Consider the following 19,242-nt stretch of genomic DNA (forward strand, 5'->3'; position numbering starts at 1 on the left):
TTACTTTTCATTCTATTATTTGACGATTCAGGGTGAAAAAACAGAGAGGATATGTGTTGATATTGTTTCAGCAAGAACCTTTATACTTTGTTGCATAAAGGTTCTTAACGGAATGTTAACTCAAATGCTCACCGAATAAGCCTAAAGCCTCTTCAGCGGTAAACTCATAACGGGTGTTACAGCATTGGCAATCCATTTGAATTGGGTTTTGGATTTCAAGGGACTCATGTACCGCTTCTACACCAATTTGAATCAAAGCATTGGCACAACGCTCTCTAGAACAGGTGCAACCAAACTTTAATTCCTCAGCCTCCGGCAAACGCACTTCTTCCTCATTATATAAACGATAAAGAATTTCATTGGCTGACAGGTCGGTTAACTCTTCAGGTTTTAAGGTTTCAGTGAGCATAGTTAAACGTGGCCATAAATCTTCATCAACGAACTCTTGTTCTTCTTCATTACGAGGAAGTAGTTGAATCAATAAACCGCCTGTACGTTGACTATTGGTTGCTAGCACAATATGAGTTGGGATTTGTGCTGATAAATCATAGTATTGTATTAAACAACCTGCCAAAGTCGGTTGATCAAGGGGAACAATACCTTGATAGCGCTCGCCATGCTCAGGTTCAATATTAATGAATAGAACAGGATTCGTTAAAGCAGCAAGAACAGTACGACTATCAGTACCTTCGGCGAAGCGAGGATCTTCTTCATAATCAGCCAAAGCACGAACCTCACCTAAATGGTTACACTCAGCCATTGCCCATTTAAAGGTACCAGTTGCTTGAATTTGTAAGCTAATACGCCCTTGGATCTTCAAGGTGCTTGCAAGTAAAGCTGTTGCACTCAACATTTCACCTAATAAGCTTTGTACCGCAGGCATATATTCACGTTTCGCCAAAATAGTTTGCAGTGCTTCTTCCAAATGAACTATTTCACCGCGAATAGGACTATCTTCAATAAAAAAGCGTTGGCGTAAATCAGACATTTTTTTCTCCAGCTCCTCAAATGAGGAAAACAAAGCGGTGCTTTGCCTTAAAAGCTTATAAGATGGTGAACGGTTATTCATTCAATAATGGTGTCATTTTACGAAAACTCAAGTTGTTCCATGCGGTGAATTTGCATCACTTTGTTGGTTTTGTTCATTGCTCATTCGATCAGGATTTAAAGTTTTCGTATTTTCAAATAAATATTCTAACTCTGCGATCACACTCGGATAAGCTTCAATTGAGTCAAAATCATCACCTGACTGATAGCGTAAATTAAATAATTGCTGATCTTGGTTTTGAAATTGTTCGATTTGGGCTTTAGCTTCTTCACTTGAGAGACCTGTTTCAGTCAAAGCCAGTTGCGCCATACTCAAGGATGAGGCATAGGTTTCACGCCAAATATGTTGAATTCCCATGCTTTTTAATAAATGCGCATGATGACGGTCACGTGCCCGAACAAATAAAACTAAATCAGGATAGTTTAGACGGAGGTGACGTGCCAGATTCATACTGTCTTCCACATCATCAATCGCAAGAATCAGCAATTTACAATATTCGATCCCTGCGGCTCTTAAATTTTCGACCTGAGTGACATCTGCATCAAAAAAGCGATGTCCGTATTGCTCAATAAAATCAGCATCTGGTTGATTGCTATCAATCACACTCAACTGTTGACCTTGTGCATGTAAGGCACGTGCCACTACTTGACCAAACCGACCAAACCCAACAATCAAAATTGGATGCTGGGGAATATCTGGGGTTAGTACAGCAACTTTCTTATGCAATATTGGTAATCGTTTGTTGTTCACTAACCAGAAAACTAGAGGCGTCAGAAGCATCGAACCCAAGATCACCAACAGCGCAGATTCAAAAATGGGTTGAGCGAGAATCTGTTCTGCAACAGCAATACTCAACAGGATAAAACTTAATTCACCACTCTGAGCAAGGACGGTAGCAGAAAGGAGACTAAGTTGTTGGCGACGATGTTGATAATAGCTGATCGCTGCGATGACCACAGTTTTGATCAACACCAAAACAAAGATTGATCCCAAAATCAAAAGTGGTGTTTCAAATAGGGGCTGTAATGAGAGATTTAAACCAATTGCAAGAAACAAGAGTCCAAGCGCGGTATCTCGATACGGATAAACAAGACGTTCAACTTCAGTGTTGAATTCAGTGTCTGCGAGTAATAATCCTGCTAAAAATACACCAATTAAGATATGAATATTTAAAATATCCATGATGACAATAATAGAGAGGATTGCTACAAGCCCTAATACAGGAATGAGTTCAATACTGTTGCGCTTGGCTAAATAGCGGAATGCAGGTCGTATCAGAAAACGGCTGGCTAAGAACAGCCCTGAAACTGTCGCAATGATGGCTGCAAAATATGCGATACCATGTCGTGTGGTCGCCGTATCGTCCCACAGAGGGAACAAGACGATAAATAATACCGCTACAAATACTTGCAACTGTATGGCACTTAAAATGGATTGTCCTAGTGTGCTATTCGATTTTTGTTGGTGATGAAGTAGTTGTTGAGCCAAAGTTACAGCGGAAAGCGTAAGTGCCACACCAAGAACGATACTGCTGGCAAAGTCATCAAAGAGGAAAAAGCAGATACCAGTTAAAAGCAAACTGATGATCAGTAAACTTAGGCCGCTATTTTTTAAAATTGTATAGCGTTGTACCCACAGTTGTATTGGGCGAAAGGCCAAGCCAAGAAAGAACATCAGCAAGAGCATCCCTAACTGAGTGACTTGGGCAATAAATTGAGTATCAGTGACCAGTGCAAAACCACTTGAGCCGAGTAAAAACCCAGCAATCAGATAACCCAAAACAGTATTTGAGGTATAGCGTTTTGTGAGTGGGACAATAATTAAAGCCGCAGTTAGTAAAAAAATGATGGATAGCAGTAAGGACATCTATTGCCTCAAATTTTTCTGTTTTTCATAGGGAATTAGACTAACTAAACTCTTGTGGGTCAACATCAATGGATAGTCTGAGTTGATGCTGACGAGGTAAATGTACCACTTGTTGCCACCATTGACGCAAATAAAAATGCAGTTTGGCGCGATCGGCTGACAAAATCACCATATGGGCACGATAGCGTCCAGCTTTACGTTCCATCGGTGCAGGAATTGGTCCCCAAATATCAACTAAATCACCAGCCGTGGTTCTGAGTTGTTGTGCAATATCCGTCAAGAAATGCTGGCTATACTCTCGATCTTTCGATTCAACACGTACCAATACCGTATAACGATAAGGAGGGAGCATTGCAAGTTTGCGCTCAGCCAGCATTTGTTTGGCCACCGTACGATAATCATGTTTAATCAATGTAGCGAGCATTGGATGGTCAGGGCGAAGACTTTGTAAATAGACATTCCCTTTATGTTCGCCTCGTCCAGCACGTCCGGCCACTTGTACAATCAATTGTGCAGTACGTTCAGGAGCTCGGATATCGACGCTCAGTAAACCAGCATCAATATCTAAAATAGCCACTAAGGTCACATGTGGAAAATGATGCCCTTTAGCAAGCATTTGTGTACCCAATAAAATACTCGGTTTATTTTGTTGGATACGGTCATAAATTTTCTGCCAACTTCCGACGCGGCTGGTACTGTCACGATCAACTCGAATCACTTCATGGTGGGGAAATAATTCTTGTAAATGTTCTTCAAGTTTTGCTGTTCCAGCGCCAATCGTTTTTAGACTTTGTTTCTGACAAGCAGGACAATGATCGGGAAGGCGATTGATGGTGCCGCAATGATGACAATGCAAATAATGATAAGGCTGTGAATGCAAAGTGAAATGCGCATCACAATGGGGACAATTGGCTTGCCAGCCACAACTTTCACACATCAGAATTGGTGCATAACCCCGACGGTTGAGAAAGATCAGCACCTGTTCTTTGCGCTCTAAGGTGAGTTTGATCTGCTCAATTAAATTTTGGCTGATACCATGTTTTTTCTTGGCAATTTTTAAATCAATCACATGCATTTTTGGCAGGACAGCGACGCCTGCACGTTGATTGAGTTCCAGTAGATGTAGTTTGCCTGACTCGACCAGATGATAGCTATCGATACTCGGTGTTGCAGATCCAAGAATTACAGGGCAGTGTTGTAAGTATCCTCTGTAGAGCGCTACATCACGGGTATGATAACGAAAGCCTTCTTGCTGTTTATAAGACAGATCATGCTCTTCATCGAGGATAATCAGTCCGAGATGAGGAAGCGGCGTGTAGATCGCAGAACGAGTCCCGATCACAATCGAAGCTTTTCCTGTTTGTGCGTGTTGCCATGCTTGTAAGCGCTTCGAGTCATTTAAACCTGAATGTAATAAAGCAATATCACAATGAAAGCGTGATTTAAAGCGAGCGACAGTTTGAGGGGTAAGGCCGATTTCTGGAACCAGTACCAACACCTGCTTACCCTGCTTTAATACTTCATGCATCACTTGCAGATAAACTTCAGTTTTGCCACTGCCTGTTAAGCCATCTAGTAAAAATGCTTGGTAATGATGCTGCTCTTTGAGGATTTGTTGGATCGCTCTTTTTTGATCCTCGTTGGCTGTGAGTGGTACTTGCGCCAATTGTACAGGTGTGGGGCTAAAATCATGCGGTTCCAGACAACACTCAACCAACCCTTTTTTCTCTAAGGCTTTCAGTGTTGCTGTTTCAACACCACTGAGATTCAAGACGTTTTCAGTGGTGCCATGAGGATGTATTTTTAAGATTTGATATGCATCATATTGTTTTTGAGAGCGTTTTAATAATGCATTTGGATCATCATTAGGCACGATTTTCCATAGATGAAATAAAATGTTTAAAGCACGTCCTTGTCGCAGGAGTGTGGGAAGGGCGCTTTGCATCACTTCGCCAATTGGGAATTGATAGTATTGGGCTGACCATGTCATCAACCTTAAAACATGTGGATCTAAAATCGCTTCTTTATCAAGTAATTCAGTAATCGCTTTCAGTTTGAATTGACCCGTAAAAACTTCATTTGGATCAATTTTTTCAACAATAATGCCCACCAGATTTTGGCGTCCGAATGACACTGCGACACGAGCGCCAATCTGTGCCTGATGATATTGTTCGGCACTGACCGTGTAGTCAAACGTGTCATACACATAAACGGGTATCGCAACACGAATACGGTACAAGGTGGCGTTAGAATTTTCGGTAGGCATATTGGTTTAATTCACATGTAAAATGGCATGACTGTATGTCATATAATTATGCTAAAGTGCTGAGCGTTGTGTATAAATGAATATGAATGATTCCAGCATATGGATGCAACAGTAACGACAACTATTTTGGGACAATTAGAACAGAACCATGCCAGCTTATCAATTTACTGCTATTGATGCTTCTGGAAAGCAACATAAAGGTGTGCTCGAAGGAGATTCTGCACGTCAAATTCGCCAACAGTTACGCGATAAAGCATGGACGCCAATTGCAGTCGATGCGGTTGAGCAAAAAGACAAACAACAACAGCGCTCATGGTTTAGAAAAGGTTTCAGTGCTTATGATCTGGCTTTGATGACGCGGCAACTTTCTGTTTTAGTGGCGGCGGGTATTCCGTTAGAAGAGGCATTACGTGCGGTCAGTAAGCAGAGTGAGAAATCACATGTGCAAAACCTATTGATTTCGGTGCGATCAAAGGTATTAGAAGGGCATTCGCTGGCGCAAGGAATGCAGCAGTCTGGCCGTTTTCCTGAATTATATATTGCTACAGTTGCTGCAGGTGAGCGTTCAGGTCACTTGGATCTGATTTTAGACCAGCTTTCAGATTACACTGAAAATCGTTTTGCCATGCAAAAGAAAATTCAGGGTGCAATGATTTACCCGATTATCTTAATGCTTATGTCATTTGCAATTGTCATGGGACTGATGACCTATGTCGTACCAGAAATTGTGAAAACATTTGAGCAAAGTAAAGAAGCATTGCCGTGGATTACAGTTGCATTGATGAAAGCCAGTGCCTTTATTAAACAGGCATGGGTGGCGATCTTGATCATTGGTTTTATCGCCATGATTTTATTTACGCGTTTTTTGAGAACGACAGCAGGTCATTATGCATTTGACCGATTAACGCTCAGATTGCCACTATTTGGTAAACTTTCACGTGGTATAAATGCAGCACGTTTTGCCAGTACCCTGTCTATTTTGACGCGTTCTGGTGTTCCTTTGGTTGAGGCGCTACGCATTGGCGCTGAAGTCAGTAATAACTGGGTGATTCGTGATGCAATTACTGTGGCGATGGAACGAGTTACCGAAGGGGGGAATCTAGCAACACAACTGGAGCGTTGCGGCTATTTCCCGCCAATGATGGTACAAATGATTCGCAGTGGTGAAGCTTCTGGTGAGTTAGATCGAATGTTGGATCGTGCATCAACCATGCAAGATCGAGAGGTCACTACATTTATCTCTACCTTATTGGCATTGCTTGAACCTTTAATGTTGATTTTTATGGCAGCAATTGTATTGGTGATCGTGATTGCGGTAATGTTGCCAATTATTAATATGAACAATATGATCTAATGAGTGACATGAAAGAGATGAATATGAATAATTCAATGAATAAGCAAAATGTTGAACAAAGCTTGAATACTTCCACTCAAAGTATAGCTCCTCGTCTTGCGGCACGTTCGAGTGTTACTCGAATGAATCGTGCCTCAGGATTTACGCTCATCGAAGTGATGGTTGTCATCGTCATTTTAGGTGTGCTTGCTGCATTAATCGTTCCGAATGTGATGGGGCGTGGTGAAAAAGCTAAAGTGGATACCACACAAATTACTTTAAAAGGTGTGGCTGGGGCGTTAGATCAATATAAGTTGGACAATGGTCGATATCCATCCATGCAAGATGGTGGTTTAGATGCTTTGGTCAATCAGCCTGCGTCTGCAAAAAATTGGTTGCCTGGTGGTTATGTGAAAGGTGGTTATCCAAAAGACAGTTGGGAAAATGATTTACAGTATGTCATTCCAGGTCGTGATGGACGCTCATTCGATTTATATTCATTTGGTGCAGATGGTAAAGAAGGTGGAGAAGGTAACGACGCCGATATTTATTATCAACCATAATTTTTAATTAGAAATATCACTTCACTCTTAAGTTAAATTAATAAGGAGTGAAGTGATAATGTTTCTTAATAATAAAAATAATAATAAGTTATTGAAATAAATGTAATTGATAAAATATTGTAGATTTGAGATTTATAATAAGAATTATTCCCATATTTAATGGTTACAAGAAAAAAGAAATAAGCGTCAAAATAGACTTTTTCTTTAGATCAAAGCTTTGCATAATAAATTCATATCATCGAGCTGATGTGTGGAGATAACAGATGAAAGCATTTTTTGTGTTGGATGAACTGAATCAGTTTCATTGGGCAATGCTGAAATCTGTGTTGCTTATTTTAAGTTTATTACCGATTAGTCAAGGTGCTTTGGCTTTATGGCAAACAGCTGAGGGCAGCAGCCAAATCATGATCGGCTTTTTTGCATTAAGTATGTTGAGCGCTTGGTTTGTGTTGTGTTTTTTAAGTGCTTTGAAAACTAGTGTTTGGCGCCATGCAGATTTGATTTCTAAATATGAGCAATTTTTATTTAAAACATATCGCTATATTCCCATGTTATTTTTGTCTAGTTTAGTTGCGTATTTATCACTGCAATTATCGCTGGTATTTTGATTTTTATTCAGCCCGAGCTATTGGATCTAATAAAAATATTCCTGGGATCAAAAAAAGAGCGTTTTATTGTAAAACGCTCTTTTCATATCATCGACGGGATTTGAATGAAACATCGACTTTACGTGGACGATAGACCCAACCTATGATCAATAGAAGTAATGAGAAGATGAGAATTGGATAATCACTTAAACGGCTATACAGGGTTTGTCCTTGCATAGCGGGTAATTCTCCACGTAATACCGCTTCTTCATCAATAGGGGCCTGTTTGACGATATGTCCATGATGATCGATAAATGCTGTCACACCTGTATTGGTTGCACGAATAAACCAACGGCCATTTTCTTTGGCACGCATTTGAACCATTTGTAAATGTTGCCAAGGGCCTGCTGTACCTGTAAACCATGCATCATTAGAAACCGTAATGAGGAAGTCACTATTGAGTGCATTCCGACGGGTTAGATTTGGATAGGCAACTTCATAGCAAATTGCAGCTGCTAAAGCATGTCCTTTAACCATTAGGGGCTTTTGATTGGCTTCGCCACGAGAAAATCCTGCCATACTGACATCATTTTGCATGGCTGGCAGCACCCACTTCAACATTCCTGATAGTGGAATGTATTCGCCAAAAGGAACTAAACGCTGTTTCTTGTATAAGCCAGAAGAATCACTACCTGAAGCCATAATACTGTTGTAGTACATTGGCTCACCCGCTTGTTGCGATTGGGGAATATCCCAATACGGAATTCCTGTGACCCAAGCCGTGTCAGTCTTTTTGGCCTGAACACCCATGGCTTTTAGAAACTCAGGAATATCAGTTTGGAACAAAGGAATCGAGGATTCTGGCCAAACAATGAGGTCTTGTCCCCATTCTGTGCGTGATAAATTGGCATAAATCTCGAGGGTCTTAATTTGATATTCAGTCAACCATTTAAGATCTTGAGGAATATTGCCTTGAAGCAAAGAAACCTTGAGAGGTTTTTCATCTTTAGGCTGCACAAATTGAATAAGCCCTGCTCCCCATGCACCTATTAATAAGAGTGCAGACGGAATTGCCCAGAACCAACGACGATTCAAAATCTCTACGAGTGCGCAAGCAAGTACAATCACTACAAAGGAGACGGCATAGATACCAAATAAAGGGGCATAGCCATCTAGGAAGCGTTCAGTGAAGGCGTAACCTGCAAATAACCACGGAAAACCAGTAAATACCCAAGTTTTGGTCCATTCAAATAAAACCCAGAGTGGCGCAAAAGTGAGTGGTGTTTCTGGGAAGAAACGACGATATATCCATGTTTGTAAGGCAGTGAACAGTCCCATTACCAATGCCATGATAGTGATCATTAAGACACTGAGAACCGCATTGGTGTCGCCGTAGACATGTATTGAAGTATAGAGCCAAAACGCTCCTACAAACCATAAACCAAAACCATATGCCCAACCTAATATGAAGGCTTGTTTTGGATTACGCTGTCTCAAGGTGGCATATAACAATGCAGGCGATAAAATCGCAAGCCACCAGAAATAATAGGGTGCAAGTGCCAAACTAAAGATTGCACCAGAAACAAGTGCAATTAATAGGGGAATAATAAATGGTAGCTGTTTTTGATTGTTGGCAGGGCTTAACAGCTTGTCAAAGAAGTTTCTCATTGACGGACTGCTCGGATCAGGTGAATCGTACGCGCATCAGCTTCAATAATGGTAAATTGCCATGTTCCAAGTTCAATAGTTTGACCTTGTAAATCACTGACGAGACCAATTTCTTGCAGTAATAATCCGCCCATGGTTTCGACTTCATCATCAGAAAAGTCTGCATTGAGCACTGTATTAAAATGCTCAATTGGAGTTAAGGCTTGCACAATCCATGTATTCGATGTAGTTGGATCATTATCTGGAACGATAAATAATGCTTCTTCATCCGCAATGTCATGTTCGTCTTCAATTTCTCCAACAATTTCTTCGAGAATGTCTTCAAGCGTAACTAAACCAGATGTTGAGCCATACTCATCAATGACGATGGCGATATGCGTTTGCGTATTTTTAAGCATACGCAAGACCTGATCGGAACGTGCGCTCTCTGGCACAAATAAAGGTTGTCGCATTAAAGCGCGAATATCAACGTTGACATTACGATCTGTTAAAAATGGTAAAAGATCCTTGGCTAACAGAATTCCGACAACATTATCGCCTTGTTCTGATGAAAACACAGGAAAGCGTGAATGTGCTGAGTCGATAAGAACATCTAAGATATCAAGTAAATGGTCATCTTCCTGTAAGCTAATTATCGCTGTACGTGGCGTCATGACTTCTCGAATCTTTGTTGCTGGCAGATCGAGAACACCCTCAAGCATAGCAACAGTATCTGGCTCTAAAAAGCGACGGGAGTCTTGAACTAACTTGAGTAATTCATCGCGGGTTTCGGGTGCGGTTCCTAACCATTTTCTTAAGCCACGCATACCCCACGACGGACTGGATTCCTCGATCATGATCTTTCCTAAAGACTCTCTATATCAATTAGATGATTTTCATCATACCGAAGATAAAGCAGATATGCATCAATAAAACGATGCAAGAAATGTACAGTTTTTCAAAAAACTGATGATGATTTTTAGAAGCCTACTTTATGCTAAAATGTGAATGTGAAAATATTTGAGCTTTATCATGTCTGAACAAGCAAAACTTCCCACAGTACAGCTAAATACCAGAGGTCTGCGTTGTCCTGAGCCTGTGATGATGTTACATCAAGCAATCCGTCGCGCTAAGTCAGGTGATATTGTTGAGGTGTTTGCAACTGATCCTTCCACCTCATGGGATATTCCAAAATTTTGTATGCATCTTGGGCATGAATTATTACTCAAAGAAGAGAGTTTGGATGAAAACAGCAATACTGAATATCGTTATTTGGTGCAGAAAGGCTAAGTATCTCTTTTATTTTCAAAAGAATATATAAAAATCCGAGCTGTTCAGCTCGGATTTTTTATAAAGTCTTTACATATTCGGGTATGAGAAGCGACTAAAGCTTCGCAAGGACTACCTGAATATTACATATTCGGGTAGTTAGGACCACCGCCACCTTCAGGCGTTACCCAAGTGATGTTCTGTGAAGGGTCTTTGATGTCACAAGTCTTACAGTGAACACAGTTCGCTGCGTTGATTTGGAAACGCTTCGAGCCGTCATCATTTTCCATGACTTCATAAACACCCGCAGGGCAGTAACGTTGTGCAGGCTCATCCCACTTCGGTAAGTTGACCTGAATTGGCGTTTCAGGATTAGTTAACTTTAAGTGAGCTGGCTGATTCTCTTCATGTACTGTATTTGATACGAATACTGAAGACAAACGGTCAAACGTTAACTTACCATCTGGTTTTGGATAGTTTGGTTTGAAGGTTGCTGAATCTACAGTTTTAAGCACAGCAAAGTCTTGTTTCAAATCATGCAATGTAAATGGCACTTTAAAGATGTTTTGATCGATAAAGTTAAATGCACCACCAATCCACGTACCAAATTTATGCATTGCAGGACCGAAGTTACGAGCTTTATATAACTCTTCTTTTAACCAAGAATTGTTATATTTTTCTGTATAAGCAACCAACTCTTTTTCGAAGTGGTCGTCACCTTCAGTAACGCGTGCAATCGCAAGGTCACCACCTTTTGCAACACCCGCAGCGATCGCTTCAAACACAGCCTCGCCACATAGCATGCCTGACTTCATTGCGGTGTGAGAGCCTTTGATTTTTGAGAAGTTCAAGAAACCAGCATCATCACCGATCAAGCAGCCGCCTGGGAACGTGAGCTTAGGTAAAGAATTGAAACCGCCTTTCACTACCGCACGCGCGCCGTAAGAAATACGCTTACCACCCTCTAGGAATTGCTTAATCGTTGGGTGTGTTTTCCAACGTTGCATTTCCATGAATGGATACATGTGAGGGTTTTCGTAAGATAAGTCTACGATCATACCCAAAGTCACTTGGTTGTTTTCAGCGTGATATAACCACCAACCACCTGCAGAACCTGTTTCAGACAACGGCCAGCCAGCACCATGCATCACAAGACCTGGTTTGTGTTTCGATGGATCGATTTCCCAAAGTTCTTTAATCCCGATACCGTAGTGTTGTGGATCAGCATCACGGTCAAGTGCAAAACCAGCAATCAAGCGTTTACCTAGGTGTCCGCGGCAACCCTCTGCAAATAAAGTATATTTGGCATGCAATTCATAGCCTGGTGCAAAGTTATGCGTTGGTTGACCATCTTTGCCGATACCCATATCACCAGTTTGAATCCCTTTTACAGTACCATCTTCATGGTAAAGAATTTCTGATGCAGCAAAGCCAGGGAAGATCGATACTTCTAATTCTTCTGCTTTTTGACCTAACCAGCGAACCACGTTACCTAATGAGATAACATAGTTGCCTTCGTTATGCATTGATTTTGGTACCATCCAATACGGCATTTTTTGTGCTTTTGTATCAGACAATAAGAAATAAGTTTCGTCTTCAGTAACAGGTACATTGAGCGGCGCACCTTCTTCTTTCCAATTCGGAAAGAGTTCATTCATGGCACGTGGTTCAAGTACAGCACCAGATAGGATATGCGCACCTACTTCAGAGCCTTTTTCAACAACACACACAGAAAGGTCAGGTAGGTTGTTTTCAATCGCTAGTTGACGAATTTTAATCGCAGCAGATAAACCCGCAGGTCCTGCGCCTACGATCACTACGTCAAACTCCATCGCTTCACGTTCGATGTGTTCCATGTAGGACTCCTCATATTTTATAGGGTGGCAACCGTAATGATTTAATTCGGTGCTGCCATGAGTATTCTCAATTACCAAACACAAATGCGACTAGTGTGCTTGCAAGTATTTGGGATAGTATAGTTTTAAACCTTGATCCCGCCAATTGGCTGAGCGGTCATATTTTCTCGTCAGCAAGGCATAAACTATGATAAATGAAAATGATTCTTCACAGAATACAGGAAAAATCGTGTTTTCTGATGATAAAAACTTAATGAACATTGCACAATACTTAAAAGATGTACAGCAAAGTCACAAAAGGTCAATTCCGCCTTTAGAGCAGTGGCATCCAAAGCATTGTGGCAAAATGGATTTAAAGATAAAAGCCAACGGTGAGTGGTGGCACGAAGGTCAATTGATTAAGCGACAGGCATTACTCGACCTATTTAGTAAAGTTCTCTGGAAGGAAGATGGAAAATTTTATTTAAAAACACCTGTTGAACAGATTGAAATTGAAGTTGAAGACGAACCACTTTTAATTAACCAAGCTGATCAGGTCGAGATTGAAGGAAAAACTTATTTACAACTCACCACAACCAATCAAGATGTAGTGATTGTAGATGAACAGCATCCTATTTTTATGCGCGAATTTGCGGGCGAGTTGCGCCCTTATGTGCATGTACGATTTGGAATGAATGCATTAATTCAACGGCAAAGTTTTTATCACCTCGTTAACTATGGCAACTTGTCTGAAAATCAACAAGGTGACACGGTTTTAACATTAAAAAGTGGTGATTTGGTCTTGCATTTAAGCACCTGAGGTTTAAGCTTGAAAGAGCAAATAAACCAATATTCGTGTATATGACAGCAGTGCAATTTTTAGCTCAATTACTTGACCCTATGCCTCAAGCATCCGCAGATGCGCCGATTGGTATTTTTGATTCAGGGATTGGAGGATTGTCAATAGCACAAGAAATTGCTCTGCATTTACCCCATGAGCGTATTGTTTATTATGCGGATACGGCACATGTACCCTATGGTGCACGTTCAGATCAAGAAATTCGTATGCTAACAGCACAGGCGGTCGAGTGGCTTTATCGCCGAGGATGTAAGATTGCTGTGGTGGCATGTAATACGGCATCTGCATTTAGTCTTGACTATTTACGTGAACATTATGGTGAGCGCTTTCCAATTATTGGATTAGTTCCCGCCTTGAAACCGGCTGTGATTCAGACACAAACGAAGGTTGTTGCAGTATTGGCTACGCCTGCGACTTTTCGTGGGCAGTTGATTAAAGATGTTATGTTAAATTTTGCTGAACCAGCAGGAGTAAAAGTACTGACGGTCACCAGTTTGGCGTTGGTACCTTTTGTTGAAGCTGGGGAGCAAATGAGTGAGGCATGTACAGCCGTATTACGAGAGATACTTCAACCTGTCATAGATCAAGGCGCTGATTTTTTAGTTCTTGGTTGTACACATTATCCATTTCTCAAACCCGCAATTCGTCAGGTTTTTGATGAAAATTTAAAGTTAATTGATTCTGGACAAGCAGTTGCGAGACAAACAGCGTATATTTTGATTAAAAATGGGTTATTATCTGACAAAATACGTCATGATATTTCTCGTATTGAATGTTTTGTCAGTGGTAATAATGCTGCGTTACTAAAGCCTGTACTTCAGCACCTTATACCCAAACAACTAACATGGACGATTCATAATTTGGGCGATGAATTACGTGCATAAACGTAATCAATCGAACCCTATTTCATAGTTTATCGGGGTTGTCTTTTAATAAAAATCAAGATTAGAACTTGATGTTATTGATAAATAAATTGGGGCTTCGCCTATGCAAGATACTCGTTATCAAGTCTTTATTTCCACCTCTGGTAATGAAATGCAACCAGAGAGAGCGGTTTTAGCACAAACTTTGGTGGGTATGGGCTTCTTCTCGTGGGGTTTGGAACAACGTACGCCATTAAGTACATCGATTGCGCGTCGTCAGATTGATGATTGTGATTATGTTGTCATTTTATTGGGGAGTCAGTACGGCGAGCAATCTGTTTCAGGTGTCGGTTATATGCATTTGGAATATATTTATGCAATGACCAAACAAAAACCCGTAATTGTATTTATGCATGAAGACCCAGAGTCTCGTGAAGCCAAACTCCATGATCATAAAACTGAACTGAAAGAAAAATTCAAAGAGTTTAGAAAGCAGTTACAACACGAAGTTGATCAAGTTTTTTGTTATCGTAGCTTAAGAGATTTAGAACTCGCGGTTCGTTCAAGTATGCCGCAAATGTTAGAGCGTTATCCTGTAGTCGGTTGGGTACGTCCGCAAAATACCCAAGTATTACGTGATGAAATAGATAGCTTACGCGCTAAAGTTAAACAACTTGAAACAGAGTTGGGGAGTCGTGAGGCTGATCCACTCACCAGTTTGCCGAAAGTTTCAATGTATGAGCTCTATTCCTTTGAATATCGTATGCATGCTTATCAAGATGGTAATTTTAAAGAGATTAAGCCCCATCGGAAAATGACTTGGGCACAGTTACTGTATGTCCTTGGTTCAAATTTTGTGATTCCTACACCTGAAGAATATTTTTCCAAACGTATGAATGAATATTTGAATGAAACAGGTTTGGAGGATGCACGCAAGGAAATGCCAAGAGCACACGCGGTGTCACGCGCACAAGTCAATATTCGAGCTTTGCATGAGATCAAATTGCAAATGCGTCAAAATGAGTGGATCATGCCGACAGGTCGTGATGATCGTCAACGTATGCTATGGCAATTAACTGCTAAAGGTCAGAAGCTTTTAGAAAGTAATGTCTTGGATAGCCATCGAGTTTTTCAGTTTAAGACGATGCATTAATTCAATTTAAAAAAGGACGCGAAAACTGCTAAAGTAATTGAATAAATTCAGCTATAGCGGATGCGATCTATGTCAGCGACACTAAAACCGAAAGTGACTGTGGTTCTGGCAAATCTAGGTACGCCAGATGAAGCAACTGCGCCAGCAGTACGTCGCTTCCTCAAGCAGTTTTTATCTGATACGCGTGTCATTGAAATTCCCAAATTGCTTTGGTGGATCATTCTAAATTTATTTGTTTTGCCATTCCGCCCAGAACGAGTTGCAGAAGCCTATGCTTCAGTTTGGTCAAATGACTCCCCAATGCGTGAAATCGTACTTGAGCAAACGCGCTTAATCAAAAAACGTTTAGAAGATGAAAATCATCATTTTGATCTGACCGTTGTGCCTGCAATGACGTATGGGCAACCCAGCATATATGATGTTTTGTCCCAACTTGAAAAATCACCACAAGAGCATGTGATTCTATTACCTTTGTTCCCACAATATTCTGCAACCTCGACAGCGCCGCTTTATGATGTCTTTGCTAAATGGATTCCAAAGCAACGTCATTTGCCAGGCATCACCATTATGAAAGACTATCACCAACATCCGATGTTTATTCAGGCATTGGCAGATAGTGTGTTGAATTATCAATCTCAGCACGGTAAAGCTGAAAAGTTATTGATGTCTTTTCATGGGATTCCGCAGCCTTATGCAGATAAAGGTGACCCCTATGCGGATCGTTGTCGAGTGACGGCACGTTTAGTGGCAGAGGCGCTGCATTTGAATGAAGATGAGTGGGCAATTAGTTTCCAATCCCGCTTCGGTAAACAAGAATGGGTAAAACCATATACCGATGTACTGCTTGAACAATGGGGGAAAGCTGGCGTGAAATCTGTGCAGGTGTTGAGCCCTGCATTTTCAGCAGATTGTTTGGAAACGCTCGAAGAGTTGGCGATACAAAATAAAGAAATCTTTCAACATGCGGGTGGTGGTGATTATGCTTATATTCCTGCATTGAATACCGATCAAGCACATATAGATTTGCTTGCGAGTCTGGTTCAGGCTAATCTTGATGGCCTAACTCATACCTTAGCCCACCGTTAACTGCGTTTTAGCCAGAGGTTTTTATGCTGCAAGTCAAAATTGTTCCTGTTACTGCTTTCGCCCAAAATTGTTCCATCTTATGGGACAGTGAGACCAAAGAAGCAATTTTGATTGATGCGGGTGGGGATGCGGCTGTACTTAAAAAAGAAGTTGAAGATTTGGGCTTAAAGGTAAAAGCTTTGTGGCTCACGCATGGGCATCTTGACCATGCTGGTGCTGTGGGGGAGCTTGCTGAAACATGGAAAATTCCAGTGATTGGTCCGCATAAAGAAGACCAGTTCTGGTTAGATATGATTCAAGAAGTCTCAGCACGTTATGGCTTTCCGATTCCACAACCTGTCAAAGTAAATCAGTGGTTAGAAGGTGGTGAAGTACTGAAACTGGGTGAAGATGAGTTTGAAGTACGTTTTGCACCCGGACATACGCCAGGTCATGTGATGTTCTATAACAAGAAACATGGTTTACTTTGGACTGGTGATGTGTTGTTTAAAGGCTCCATCGGTCGTACTGATTTCCCAAGAGGAGATCACCAACAACTTTTAGATTCGATTCAACGTGAGTGTTTTAGCTTACCTGATGAGACTCAATTTATTTCAGGTCATGGTCCAATCAGCACCATTGGATATGAAAAACAATTCAATCCTTTTGTTGCGAGTAAAGCTGGTTAATGGGTTGAGTTATGCTTCTGTATCATCTCTATACAGAAGCATATTGTTCGATCAAATCGTTTCTAGCCATTTCTGATTGGCAAGACTTAAATCAAAATTCAAACTATTACAGATACTTTGTAAGTCAAAAGACGCTCTGTCTTCTGGAATCTCAATCAATATCGGTAAGCGTGTAATTCCATTATCACCCGTTGGGAAAGCATAGTGACGCTGTTTGTGATTGACCGAAATCAATGATTCAAATTCTAAATAAACGATCAGGGAAGGGAATCGTCGTTGCATCCGAATAATTTCCTGATGGGCATTTTTCTTAATTTGAACCGTTTTCTCTTTTAACTTAATAATATTATCTTTAATTTTTTGAGGTTTATTCAGCAATTTATGCAGAAACGAAACGCTTTGCTTTAATAAACGTTGATTTTCTTTAAGCTCAGAAAAAGCATCCTTGTATTCTTGAAGAGAACTAAGGCTAAGGTCTTTTAGGAGATTGGTGGGTTCTAATGCTTCGGCATGATGTTGTTTCCAATCCTCATAGGAAAATACGGTGAAAATATCGGTATGTCTTTTTTGTAAAAGGGTCGCGTAAGATTTTAGTCTGGCGATGAACAAATGGACTTGTTTATTGAAAATAATGGAAGGTTGAGATTGAAATTCCAAAAAGTGTCGAATTAAATCATCTAGTATTTGTTTAATATTGATATATAAATAATGGCACTCATCTATGTGATGTACTGAATGTTTTAAGGCATCTGCGATTGGTTCGAGTACATGAGTAGATAATTTTTGTTCAAAATCAATGAGCCGTTGTTCTACCAACTTTTCAATAAAAATCCCCCGCGGATTGAGTGGCGCCATAAGAAAAGGAATCAGCTCTTTGTGACAATATAACTCGATATTGCGTACGATATCGGACACATATTGGTTCACTTGTTTATCAATGGTTATGATGTGATTGATCTGCCATTCAAATTGTTGCTGATGGATAGGGTCATCTATTTGTTCAAGCACTAAGATTGCTGCATTGATATAGATATTTTCACAGGCTTCAAATTTTTCTTCTTGGAGGAATCGCCGAATTGAAAACGTATTCACCATTCCTTCAGCGCTAGGGGCAAGTGCAAAAATATATTTGGATGTTTTTACAATATCGAGCTGTCTGGTTTTTTGTTGTTTATAAAGAAAGTATTTGAGCAGGTGGTTCTTTTCCTCTCTAAGTTGTTGTGAACGTAGGATATTAAAACTGTATTTTAAAAGTTGTTGTTTTAAGAATACTTCAGTAATAAAAGTTTTGATTACATCGTTATTAATATGACGGTGATTGTTGGATAACACGATATGATCTTTTTCAAGAATGATCTGTGCTGCTGCGTAAATAAATTCTTTTAGAATCTGCTGCTTTTGTGCTTGTAAGTCGAGATCATCCTCGGTATCAATTTGATTGATTTGACTCAAAATGTTTTCTAAATAATCAGATATTTGATAGATATCATCGTAATTTTTTAATTTATCCAATGAGTCTGCAATTTGCTTGATCAGGATCTTGGTATAAGTAGAGTGCGTTTTTTCAATCAATGAATGAAAATCATGTTTGGCAATGTAGCAGAAGGTATTCTCTTTTCTATTCCAGTGGATTTTCTTTTGTTGCAGAATATGTTGGCAAATAATCTCACGTTCATGAGGCTGGATATCTGCAAACAAGCATTGCAATGTGATTTGCCAATTGTGATCTAAATTCGGATCAATCTGTGTTGCCAATAATTTTAGAGGATATGGAATCTCATTATTCATTTTAACATCCTGTTGAATCTAAATATTTTTATTAAGGCTGATCGAAAATAATAGTGATTGAATCAGCTGAATGCTTTGGTTGTTATGGGTAATCTGGAAGCATGATTACAGAAAAATTACTCAAATAAGATTTGCATAACATCATGGAAAAGTAAATTACTGTGATGTAAGTCACATATTTAAAATGTGTAAATTTTTATTAAATTGAGCGGTGATTGAGTCTATGGGTGGGGACGAAATGCATCATCGGTGCAAGATACTAAAATTTAGACAAAAATCACAATTATCGAACAATATCTTCTATAGATACGGTCTACAAAGCTGGAATTTTTATTTAGAATGAATTTTTGAATGCTTTATTTAAGTTGAATCAGGTGTTTAATCTCAGAAGATAAATGCTGATTGGAGACG

16 protein-coding genes are annotated in these 19,242 nt (G+C 40.1%); 9 read left to right on the top strand and 7 right to left on the bottom strand.

All coding sequences use genetic code 11. The annotated features are described in order from the left end of the window. Nucleotides 1-115 precede the first annotated feature (115 nt). The 3 genes from DK207_RS00865 to DK207_RS00875 all read right to left on the bottom strand — a co-directional run bounded on the left by DK207_RS00865 (nt 116) and on the right by DK207_RS00875 (nt 5,180). Entirely contained in the window at nt 116-988 is an 873-nt protein-coding gene (locus tag DK207_RS00865) for an Hsp33 family molecular chaperone HslO (RefSeq protein WP_109439572.1), read from the bottom strand. Between the two features lie 108 nt (nt 989-1,096). Beyond that, the gene (locus DK207_RS00870) at nt 1,097-2,914 is read right to left on the bottom strand and encodes a cation:proton antiporter (RefSeq protein WP_109439573.1); all 1,818 of its coding nucleotides are present in this window, start codon (nt 2,912-2,914) and stop codon (nt 1,097-1,099) included. A 40-nt stretch (nt 2,915-2,954) separates the two neighbouring features. Beyond that, on the bottom strand, nt 2,955-5,180 hold the full coding sequence (locus DK207_RS00875; protein ID WP_109439574.1) for a primosomal protein N': 2,226 nt from the start codon (nt 5,178-5,180) through the stop codon (nt 2,955-2,957). 148 nt (nt 5,181-5,328) lie between these two features. On the opposite strand from DK207_RS00875, the gene gspF reads away from it, so the two are divergent. From gspF to DK207_RS00890, 3 genes are all read left to right on the top strand, one after another. Beyond that, nucleotides 5,329-6,534: a type II secretion system inner membrane protein GspF gene (gspF, locus tag DK207_RS00880; protein WP_109439575.1), complete on the top strand. Its 1,206-nt coding sequence runs from the start codon at nt 5,329-5,331 to the stop codon at nt 6,532-6,534. Then, on the top strand, nt 6,534-7,076 hold the full coding sequence (gene gspG, locus DK207_RS00885) for a type II secretion system major pseudopilin GspG (protein ID WP_109439576.1): 543 nt from the start codon (nt 6,534-6,536) through the stop codon (nt 7,074-7,076). The genes gspF and gspG overlap by 1 nt, the downstream gene beginning before the upstream one ends. Nucleotides 7,077-7,339: 263 nt before the next feature. Next, nucleotides 7,340-7,684, top strand: coding sequence for a hypothetical protein (locus DK207_RS00890; RefSeq protein WP_109439577.1), 345 nt, complete (start codon nt 7,340-7,342; stop codon nt 7,682-7,684). An 87-nt stretch (nt 7,685-7,771) separates the two neighbouring features. On the opposite strand, the gene lnt is transcribed toward DK207_RS00890, so the two are convergent. Together lnt and DK207_RS00900 are read right to left on the bottom strand one after the other, a co-directional pair. Beyond that, complete coding sequence (gene lnt, locus DK207_RS00895) at nt 7,772-9,331, bottom strand: apolipoprotein N-acyltransferase (protein ID WP_109439578.1); 1,560 nt, start codon at nt 9,329-9,331, stop codon at nt 7,772-7,774. Further along, a complete protein-coding gene (locus DK207_RS00900) occupies nt 9,328-10,167 on the bottom strand; it encodes an HlyC/CorC family transporter (protein ID WP_109439579.1) in 840 nt (279 codons plus the stop codon). Before DK207_RS00900 ends, lnt begins: the two co-directional genes overlap by 4 nt. Before the next feature lie 175 nt (nt 10,168-10,342). Here DK207_RS00900 and tusA point away from each other — a divergent pair, with 175 nt between their 5' ends. Further along, nucleotides 10,343-10,600: a sulfurtransferase TusA gene (tusA, locus tag DK207_RS00905; RefSeq protein WP_100834091.1), complete on the top strand. Its 258-nt coding sequence runs from the start codon at nt 10,343-10,345 to the stop codon at nt 10,598-10,600. A 122-nt stretch (nt 10,601-10,722) separates the two neighbouring features. On the opposite strand, the gene DK207_RS00910 is transcribed toward tusA, so the two are convergent. Then, a complete protein-coding gene (locus DK207_RS00910) occupies nt 10,723-12,435 on the bottom strand; it encodes an electron transfer flavoprotein-ubiquinone oxidoreductase (RefSeq protein WP_109439580.1) in 1,713 nt (570 codons plus the stop codon). A gap of 187 nt (nt 12,436-12,622) precedes the next feature. Between DK207_RS00910 and DK207_RS00915 the strand changes: the two genes are divergently transcribed. From DK207_RS00915 to DK207_RS00935, 5 genes are all read left to right on the top strand, one after another. Beyond that, complete coding sequence (locus tag DK207_RS00915) at nt 12,623-13,234, top strand: DUF1285 domain-containing protein (protein ID WP_109439581.1); 612 nt, start codon at nt 12,623-12,625, stop codon at nt 13,232-13,234. Between the two features lie 41 nt (nt 13,235-13,275). After that, nucleotides 13,276-14,157: a glutamate racemase gene (murI, locus tag DK207_RS00920; RefSeq protein ID WP_109439582.1), complete on the top strand. Its 882-nt coding sequence runs from the start codon at nt 13,276-13,278 to the stop codon at nt 14,155-14,157. Between the two features lie 103 nt (nt 14,158-14,260). Then, nucleotides 14,261-15,289 carry a DUF4062 domain-containing protein gene (locus DK207_RS00925; RefSeq protein WP_109439583.1) on the top strand — a complete coding sequence of 343 codons (1,029 nt, stop codon included), beginning with the start codon at nt 14,261-14,263 and terminating at the stop codon, nt 15,287-15,289. Nucleotides 15,290-15,358: 69 nt separating this feature from the next. Continuing rightward, nucleotides 15,359-16,375, top strand: coding sequence for a ferrochelatase (gene hemH, locus DK207_RS00930; RefSeq protein WP_109439584.1), 1,017 nt, complete (start codon nt 15,359-15,361; stop codon nt 16,373-16,375). A 23-nt stretch (nt 16,376-16,398) separates the two neighbouring features. Then, nucleotides 16,399-17,043 (top strand): MBL fold metallo-hydrolase, encoded by a 645-nt coding sequence (locus DK207_RS00935; RefSeq protein ID WP_109439585.1) that lies wholly within the window; start codon nt 16,399-16,401, stop codon nt 17,041-17,043. Nucleotides 17,044-17,094: 51 nt separating this feature from the next. Here the strand turns inward: DK207_RS00935 and DK207_RS00940 are convergent, their stop codons facing one another. After that, nucleotides 17,095-18,831, bottom strand: a complete 1,737-nt coding sequence (locus DK207_RS00940; RefSeq protein WP_109439586.1) for a hypothetical protein — start codon at nt 18,829-18,831, stop codon at nt 17,095-17,097. Nucleotides 18,832-19,242 lie beyond the last annotated feature (411 nt).

The sequence above is a fragment of the Acinetobacter haemolyticus genome (assembly GCF_900406815.1).
GTDB lineage: Bacteria > Pseudomonadota > Gammaproteobacteria > Pseudomonadales > Moraxellaceae > Acinetobacter > Acinetobacter haemolyticus_A.